An 8,412-nucleotide genomic window follows, 5' to 3' on the forward strand; every position below is an offset into this window, starting at 1 on the left:
TCGGCCGCTGCGACGACCTCGCGCTCGACGCGTCCGGTGCGCTCCACGTGGGCGCAGGGCCGGCCGAGACGGTCGGCCGCGGCGTCCAGGAGGTGCTGGGCGGAGGCCGCCGCCAGGGTCTCCACCCGGGTGCCGGGGTCTCGCTCGCGGTGGCCGCGGCCGAGCAGCCCGGCGAACGCACCGTGCGCGACGCCCGGCACCTCCTCGCCGCTGACGTGGAGCAGTACGATCTCCGCGCCCTGCGGCGCGTGCGCGCGGGCGGCGTCGACACAGGCGGGCCAGGTGCCTTCGGTGATCCAGACGACGACGGTCACGGGCTCGTCCTCCTCAAGGTCCTCGTGCTCCCCGTGTTCCTCATGTTCCGATGAGCTGCAGCGAACCCCACAGTGCCACCACGGCCAGTGTCAGGGCGGCGGGCACGACGAGCAGCCCGAGCCGGGTGAACTCGCCCAGGCCGATGTCGGTGTCGTGCTCGCGGACGATGCGCCGCCACAACAGGGTGGCCAGGGATCCGGCGTAGGTGAGGTTGGGGCCGATGTTCACGCCGAGCAGCACCGCCAGGACCGCCCCGGCGCCGGACGGGACGGCCAGCGGCAGCAGCACGAGCGTGGCGGGCAGGTTGTTGATGACGTTCGCCAGTACCGCGGCCAGCGCCGCCGTGCCGAGCAGCGCGGGCAGGGAGCTGCCGTCGGGGACGAGGTGTCCGAGCGCGGAGGCCAGTCCGTTGTCGACGACGGCACGGACCACGATGCCGAGCGCCAGCACGAAGGCCAGGAACGGCACGGCGGCCGAGCGGACGATCGCGACCGGGGTGGTGCTGCGCCGGACCAGGGCCCGGCCGGCGAGCACGAGCGCGCCGGCCAGGGCCGCCCAGGCCGGATCGACACCGATGACCGAGGTCAGGATGAATCCGGCGAGCGTGCAGACGACGGTGACGAGGGCGAACAGCGGCATCTCCGGTGCCGCAACCTCGGCCGCGGACGGCGCACCCGCGTCCAGGTCGGAGGCGAAGAACCGGCGCAGCACCACGTACTCGACGGCGATGGCCGCCAGCCACGGGAGTGTCATCAGCGCGGCGAACCGGGTGAAGCTCAGCCCACTGGCGGCGAAGGCCAGCAGATTGGTGAGGTTGGAGACCGGCAGCAACAGCGAGGCGGTGTTCGAGAGGTGGGTGCAGGCGTAGACATGCGGCTTGGGCCGGGCGCCGAGCCGGGCCGCGGTGACGAACACCACCGGGGTGAGCAGCACCACGGTGGCGTCCAGGCTGAGCACCGCCGTGATCACGGAGGCGACCACGAACACCTGCACCAGCAGCCGCCGCGGACTCCCGGCGGACGTCCGGGCCATCCACGCCCCGCAGGCGCGGAACAGACCTTCGTCGTCGCACAGCTGGGCCAGCACCAGGACAGCGGCGAGGAACCCGATCACCGGCCCGAGCCGTTCCGCCTCGGCCCACGCGTCCGCCGGCGAGATCGCGCCGGTGACGACGACCAGCCCGGCCGCGGGAACCGCGACCACGGCCTCCGGCCAGCCCCACGGCCGCACCACCGCACAGACCAGCACCAGCACGAGCAGCCCGATGGACAGCGCTTCCGCGAACGACGTACTCAGGGTCCTGCTCCTTGCGGGCGGTGGTGACAGCAGACGCAATCGCACCGGAAACGCCAGGTCACGGCGGGTCGGTGCGGGCCAACGGTACGTGGTGCCGATCCGGTGGACGCAAGGCGCTCCGAAAAGGCGGCCGACCAGGCCACGCTGCGGCGTCTCGAACGGGACTCCGACCGCGACAAAGAGCCCCCGTCCGGGCACAGGGCTCGAACGGGGGCCGAGGCGTCGCCCGGGCGGGGCGACGGGTGACCAGGCGCGTCGTGGCGCTCTGGCCCAGGACGACCGCGTCGGCGAAGCCCCGGCCCGCAAGGGCCTCCTTGCGCGGCCGGAGGCGTGGTCGTGTACGGGGCGGTGGTGCTGGCGCGGCACGCGTCGACGGGGTCGTCACGGGGCGGGTCCTTGCGTCGATGACCGAGCGGTCCGGAGGTGGAAAAGGCCCCCGTGGGGGCTGGCCGACGGGGAATGATCACGTAATCACCGGTAGCGTGACGGTGACGCTCCCACCCGAGCGTCACGAACGAAGTGGCATCGAGTGGGGGAGGGATCCGGGTGACGGAACAGGGCGAGAACGGCCGCCGGGCCACGGGCCGAGGAGGCGGGGGACGGCCGAGGCGGGTCTCCATGGCGGACGTCGCCGCACTCGCGGGGGTGTCCTCGCAGACCGTCTCGCGCGTCTCGAACGGCGACCCCGCCGTCGTCGAGAGCACCCGCCAGAAGGTCCTCGACGCCATGAAGGAGCTCGGCTACCGGCCCAACAGCGCCGCCCGCGCCCTCAAGCGGGGCGACTTCCGCGCCATCGGCGTCATCGCCACGGGCCTGTCCAGCACCGGCAACGTGCGCACCCTGGAGGCCATCGCGGGGTCCGCCTCGCGCGCCGGATACGCGGTCACCCTCATCCCCCTCGACGCCCCGACCCAGGACAACGTGCGGGGAGCCTTCACCCGGCTCGACGAGCTCGCCGTCGACGCCGTGATCCTCATCATGGAGGTGCGCCTCCTCGACACGACGGCGCTGCGGCTCCCGCCGCACGTCAAGGTGGTCGTGGTGGACTCCGACGCCACCGGACGCTTCCCCGTCGTGGACACCGACCAGCGGCAGGGCGCGCGCAGCGCCGTACGGCATCTGCTCGACCTCGGGCACGAGACCGTATGGCACCTGGCGGGACCCGAGGAGTCCTTCGCCGCGGGGCGCCGCGCGGAGGCCTGGGAGGCGGCCCTGCGCGAGGAGGGGCGGAAGGTGCCCCCGGTGCTCCGGGGGGACTGGACGCCCGAGTCCGGTCACGAGGCGGGGCTCGCGCTCGCCGAGGAGGCGGGCTGCACCGCGGTCTTCGTCGCCAACGACCAGATGGCCCTCGGTGTGCTGCGGGCCTTCCACGAGCGGGGCGTGCGGGTGCCCGAGGACGTCAGCGTCGTCGGATTCGACGACATCGCCGAGGCGTCCTCCTTCATCCCGCCGCTGACGACGGTCCACCAGGACTTCGCCCAGGTCGGGGAGTTGTGCGTCGAAGCCGCCCTGCGGGAGCTGCGCGGCGAGACGGTGACGGGCGTGCAGCTCGTGCCGACGAGCCTGGTGGAGCGCGCCAGCACGGCGGCGCCGGGGCGGGGCGACCGACCGGCCTGACCGTGCGGGGGCCTTGGCGGACGCGTGGTGGTACCCGTACTGGCACCAAGCCGCAAAGGGGTCCCCGGCCTGTTTCGCGTACGTTCACGGGCTCTCGGTCATTCCTCCGTCGGACCGAGGTCGGTCGCCTCGCGGAAGTCGACGGTGAGGGACCGGTGCCCGGCGTGGAGTTCCAGGACCAGCCGTCACCGCCGCCGCCCTCGGCGGCGGTGCCCTCATGGGCGCGCGCACCTCGTCCCGTTCCCTCCGCCGCACGCCCCGATGGGCTTCGACGACTGGCCTCCCCCGGTGCGTCACCTCCCGGCGCGGCCGCCCTTCGGTCGTGCCGGGACGCCCGGTCGTGGATACACCCGGGACTGTTTGACGCTGCCGAAGGCGAAGCTCGACTCGATCGACGCGATGCCGGGAATGGCGTGGATCCGGGTGCGCACGAGGGCCTCGTACGCCTCCAGGCTCTCGATGACGACCCGGAGCAGGTAGTCGCTGCTGCCGGCCATCAGATAGCAGTCCTGGATGTGATCGATGAGACCGATGTGCTGCTCGAAGACATTGACGGCCTCGGCGGTGTGGCGCTCCAGCCTGATCCGTACGAAGACGGTGATCGGCAGCCCGAAGGCGACCTGGTCCACGGTGGCCGTGTAGCCGCTGATCAGGCCCGACTCCTCCAGGCGGCGCACGCGGCGCAGACAGGGGGAGGGGGACAGGCGGATCCGGTCGGCGAGGTCCTGGTTGGTCAGCCGGCCGTCCGCCTGCAACTCGTGGATGATCTCGAAGTCCACGGCGTCCATCGTCACTCCTTGGCAGATTCTGCCCTCACGCTATGCCCAGGGGGCAGAACTGGCAATCATCTGCCCCGGCGCAAGCTCTAGTGTTGCTCATCGGGGCAAACACCGGCTTTCGGTTCCGCCCGTACGTCGAGAGCGGGAGGAATCGTCGGTGGTCGCACCACAAACGGTCGCGTCGGAATCGGAGCGGACGCCGGGATCGCGGGTGCTCGCCGCCGCCGGTCCCCGGAGCCTGTCCCCCCAGGGCGTGGGCATGGTCGCGCTGGTGCTCACCGTGATGATCTGGGCCGCGTTCGCCCTCAGCGCCCGCGCGCTGAGCGCCTCCACGCTGCTGCCCGCCGACGCCGCCCTGCTGCGGTTCGGTGTGCCCCTCGTGATCCTGGCGCCCGCGCTGTGGCGGCGTCGGCGCCGGCTGGCCGCGGTCCGGCCGGGCCCCGCACTCAAGATCATCTGCGGTGCGGGGGTCCCGTTCTTCCTCGCCGCCATGTACGGCGGATCGCTGACGTCGGCCGCCTTCGTCGGGGCGATCGTGCCCGGCATGGTCCCGCTGTTCGTCTCCGCCCTCGTGGTCGCCGGCGGGAAGCGCGCGCCGCGCGGGACGCAGGCGGCAGGTCTCGCCCTCATCGTGGCCGGAGTCGTGGCCCTGGTCTGGCGCTACACCGCCGCCCTCGACGCCGACGTCCTGCTCGGCACGGGAACGCTGCTCGTCGCCAGCGGTCTGTGGGCCTTGTACACCGTGGGGCTGCGCGAGGTGGACCTCGACCCCGTCGGGTCGATCGGCCTGCTGTGCCTGCCGTCCTTCGCCGTCATCGCGCTGCTGACCCTGACCGGCGTCCTGCCCACCGGCCTCGCCCGGGCGGCCGGCGGCGACATCCTGCTCTTCCTCGTCGTCCAGGGCCTGGGCGTCGGCCTCTGCGCCGGTCTGCTGTACGCGTTCGCCATCCGCCGGCTCGGCCCCGAACGCAGCTCGGTCGTCGGCAGCCTCAGCCCGGTCGCCGTCGTCCTGCTCGCCATGCCCCTGCTCGACGAGTCGCCGACCCTGCCCGTCGTGGTCGGCGTCCCCCTCATCACCCTCGGCGTCGCACTCGCCAACCGGCGCCCCCGAACCAAGGTCTCTCCCGATGCTTGAGCTTCTTCCCGCCCCGCCCGTGGACCCGCTGTGGGACCTGGCGGCCGAGTTCGCCGCCGACCCGCGCCCCGAGCGCCTCGACCTCGTCCTCGGCGTCTACCGCGACGCCGCCGGGGTCACCCCGGTCATGGCGGCGGTCAGGGAGGCCGAGATACAGCTGGCGGAACGTTCCGGCACCAAGGAGTACCTCGGCCTGTCGGGCAACACCGCCTTCAACCGGGCCATGCTGTCGCTCGTGCTGGGCTCCGAGGAGCTGACGGGGCGGGCGACGGGCGTCCAGACCGTGGCCGGCACCGGGGCCCTGCGGCTCCTCGCCGACCTCGTCCAGCAGACGCGCCCCGGCGCCACCGTGTGGATCAGCGACCCCGCGTACGTCAACCACCGCCCCATCCTGGAAGGCGCCGGGCTCACCGTCCGGACCTACCGGTGGCGCGACGACACCGGCCGACCGGACACCGAGGGCATGCTCGACGACCTGGCCGGCGCACGCCGCGGCGACGTCGTCCTGCTGCAGGGCTGCTGCCACAACCCCACCGGCGTGGACCCCTCCTTCGGTACGTGGGAGGAGCTCGCCGCACTCGCCGCGACGAACGGCTGGGTCCCCTTCGTCGACCTCGCCTACCACGGCCTCGGCGACGGCCTCGCCGCCGATCTGGCGCCGACCCGGATGCTGGCCGAACGTCTCCCCGAGGTGCTGATCGCCGTCAGCTGCTCGAAGAACTTCGGCCTCTACAGCGACCGCACCGGGTGCGCCATCGTCCTCGGCTCGTCGAGGCGGACCCTGCGGCACGTCGAGACCGCCCTGCAGAACGCCGCCCGCACCCTGTACTCGATGCCGCCCGACCACGGTGCCGCGATCGTCGCCACCATCCTGGACGACGAGCACCTGCGGACGGAGTGGCTCGCGGAACTCGGCGCGATGCGCCATCGGATCACGGCCAACAGGACCGACCTCGTCGCCCATCTCCGTGCCCTCGGGCACGAGGAGGAGGCCCGTTCCCTCGCCCTGCAGAAGGGCATGTTCTCGATGCTGCCCCTCACGGCGGACGGGATGCGCCGGATGCGCCGTCGGTCCGGCATCTACGGAACGGCCGCCGGGCGCATCAACATCGCGGGCGTCCCCGCACACCGGATCCCGTTCCTGGCCCACGGCATCGCCACCGCCCTGCAGACGCCGCACACCGCCCGCTCCGTCTGAGCGGTCTACCCGGCGCCGAGCAGGGCGGGCAGGTCGGCGAAGGAGTCGAGGACGTGGTCGGGTGTCCCCGAGGCGTCGCGGTGCGTCTCGGGGAGGTACTTCCCCGTCTTCACCAGTACGCCGGTGATGCCGGACCGCTGGGCGGCGAGCACGTCGGACTCGATGTCGTCGCCGATCATCAGCGCCTGCGCCGCGTCGGCGTCGAGATGATCGAGGGCGCTCGCGAAGAACGCCGGAGCCGGCTTGCCCGTCACCTCCGCCTCGACACGGGCGGCCTTCTCGAGGCCTTCCAGGAAGGCCCCCGTGTCCAGGTCGAGCCCGCCCTCGGTGCGCCAGTACAGATTGCGGTGCATCGACACCAGTCGCGCCCCGCGCTGCAGTTGCCGGAACACCCGGTTGAGCGCCTCGTAGCCGAACTCGGCCCCCGCGCCCCCGAGCACGACGACGTCCGCGTCCCCCTCCTCGACGAGCGTGACGCCGGCCAGGTCGTCCCGTACGTCCCCGCTGTTGAGCAGCAGACAGCGAGCACCGGGGAAGTGCTCGCGCAGATACGCCGCCGTGGCCGCCGGGGCGGTCAGGATGTCTCCGGCACCGACGGGGAAGCCGAGGTCGGCCAGCCGCGAGGCGATGGCGGCCCGCGTCCGTGACGTGTTGTTGGTGACCAGCGCCACCCGCAGCCCGGCCGCGCGCACCTGCTCCAGGGCGCGGACCGTTCCGGGCAGCGCCTTCCAGGACACGGTGAGGACGCCGTCGATGTCGATCAGGGCAGCCCGGATTCGTTCCATGGACCCGACGGTAGCCCCGGGGCCCCCGACCTGCCGCCCGCTCGCGACCGGCGCGCCCCGGTGTGAGGGAGGTGCGCCGTCCGCTGCTCGACGAGGAACGCGGTTCCTCCGGCCACTGGAACGCGGGCTCCGCTACACCAGTGCCGCCCGGTCCAGGGCCTCGCGGGCCGCCGGCTCCGCGAGGACGCGGTCCTCCGGGACCAGGCCGATGCGGGTGCGGCGGTCGAGGAGGTCGGAGGTGTCGAGGGCGCCCTCGTGACGGACGGCCCACACGAGTTCGGCGCCGGTGACGGGGTGGCCCGCCACGACGGGCTCGGCGAGGGCGGGGTCCGCGAGACCGAGGGCGTGCACCGCCGGTGCCTCGGCGCCGTAGCGCTGTACGAGGCGGGGCGGGACGTCGAGACCGGCGAGGGTCCCCGGGCGGGCCGCGCCGACGAGGGGGAGGGACGCGGTGCGGCACGGGCCGGCGGTCAGGCCGCGGGCGTCGACGGCCGCGTCGACGGCGTCCTGGGCCATGCGGCGGTAGGTGGTCAGCTTGCCGCCGACGACGGTCACGATGCCGTCGGGCGAGGTGAGCACGGCGTGCTTGCGCGAGATGTCGGCGGTGCGGCCCTCCGAGTCCCGGGTGTCGAGCAGGGGGCGCAGTCCGGCGAAGGCCCCGACCACGTCGGAGCGGTGGACGGTGACGTCGAGGGCGGAGCCGAGGACGTCGAGGAGGAAGCCGATGTCGGTCTCGGGGACCTCCGGCACGTCGGGGATGTCGCCGTCGACGGGCTCGTCGGTGAGGCCGACGTACACGCGCCCGTCGCCCTGGGGCAGGACCAGGACGAAGCGGTTCGTCTCGCCGGGGATCGGGATGTGCAGTCCGGCGGAGAGGCGGCCGAGGGTCTCGGAGCGCAGGACGAGATGGGTGCCGCGCGAGGGCCGCAGGCGTACGTCGTCGATGAGGCCGCCCGCCCAGACCCCGGCCGCGTTGACGACCGTACGGGCGCGGATGAGCAGCTCCTCGCCGGTGGTCTCGTCGCGGACCCGTGCGCCGCCGCTGTGGAGTTCCAGGGCGCGGGCGCGGGTGAGGACGCGGGCGCCGTGGGCGGCGGCGGTGCGGGCGATCGCGGTGACCAGGCGCGCGTCGTCGGAGAGCTTGCCGTCCCAGGAGAGGAGGCCGCCGCGGAGTCCGACGGGGCGCAGGGCCGGGGCGAGGTGGCGGGTCTCGACGGCGGAGAGGGTACGGGGCTGGGGCAGCGTGCGGCGCGAGGTGCGGGCGCCGACGCGCAGCAGGTCGCCCGC

The 8,412-nt window shown here is 73.5% G+C and carries 7 protein-coding genes and 1 pseudogene; 3 read left to right on the forward strand and 5 right to left on the reverse strand.

Annotation, left to right across the window (positions count from 1 at the left end):
* Together CCN56_RS37900 and CCN56_RS37905 are read right to left on the reverse strand one after the other, a co-directional pair.
* Positions 1-314: pseudogene (locus tag CCN56_RS37900) on the reverse strand (universal stress protein); the annotation flags it as partial.
* 40 nt (positions 315-354) lie between these two features.
* Positions 355-1,611, reverse strand: a complete 1,257-nt coding sequence (locus CCN56_RS37905) for an arsenic transporter (RefSeq protein WP_086832220.1) — start codon at positions 1,609-1,611, stop codon at positions 355-357.
* Positions 1,612-2,229: 618 nt separating this feature from the next.
* Between CCN56_RS37905 and CCN56_RS37910 the strand changes: the two genes are divergently transcribed.
* Entirely contained in the window at positions 2,230-3,228 is a 999-nt protein-coding gene (locus CCN56_RS37910; RefSeq protein ID WP_086832216.1) for a LacI family DNA-binding transcriptional regulator, read from the forward strand.
* 293 nt (positions 3,229-3,521) lie between these two features.
* Here the strand turns inward: CCN56_RS37910 and CCN56_RS37915 are convergent, their stop codons facing one another.
* The gene (locus CCN56_RS37915) at positions 3,522-4,016 is read right to left on the reverse strand and encodes an Lrp/AsnC family transcriptional regulator (protein ID WP_086832217.1); all 495 of its coding nucleotides are present in this window, start codon (positions 4,014-4,016) and stop codon (positions 3,522-3,524) included.
* A 148-nt stretch (positions 4,017-4,164) separates the two neighbouring features.
* Here CCN56_RS37915 and CCN56_RS37920 point away from each other — a divergent pair, with 148 nt between their 5' ends.
* Complete coding sequence (locus tag CCN56_RS37920; protein ID WP_256962381.1) at positions 4,165-5,142, forward strand: DMT family transporter; 978 nt, start codon at positions 4,165-4,167, stop codon at positions 5,140-5,142.
* Positions 5,135-6,340, forward strand: coding sequence for an aromatic amino acid transaminase (locus CCN56_RS37925; RefSeq protein ID WP_086832218.1), 1,206 nt, complete (start codon positions 5,135-5,137; stop codon positions 6,338-6,340). Before CCN56_RS37920 ends, CCN56_RS37925 begins: the two co-directional genes overlap by 8 nt.
* Before the next feature lie 5 nt (positions 6,341-6,345).
* On the opposite strand, the gene CCN56_RS37930 is transcribed toward CCN56_RS37925, so the two are convergent.
* Positions 6,346-7,125, reverse strand: coding sequence for an HAD-IIA family hydrolase (locus tag CCN56_RS37930; protein ID WP_179200139.1), 780 nt, complete (start codon positions 7,123-7,125; stop codon positions 6,346-6,348).
* Positions 7,126-7,257: 132 nt separating this feature from the next.
* Positions 7,258-8,412, reverse strand: a 1,155-nt coding sequence (locus tag CCN56_RS37935; RefSeq protein WP_086832219.1) for a glycerol-3-phosphate dehydrogenase/oxidase, incomplete at its 5' end; no start/stop codon positions are given.

The organism is Streptomyces sp. NRRL B-24572, from assembly GCF_002156145.1.
GTDB classification, from domain to species: domain Bacteria; phylum Actinomycetota; class Actinomycetes; order Streptomycetales; family Streptomycetaceae; genus Streptomyces; species Streptomyces vietnamensis.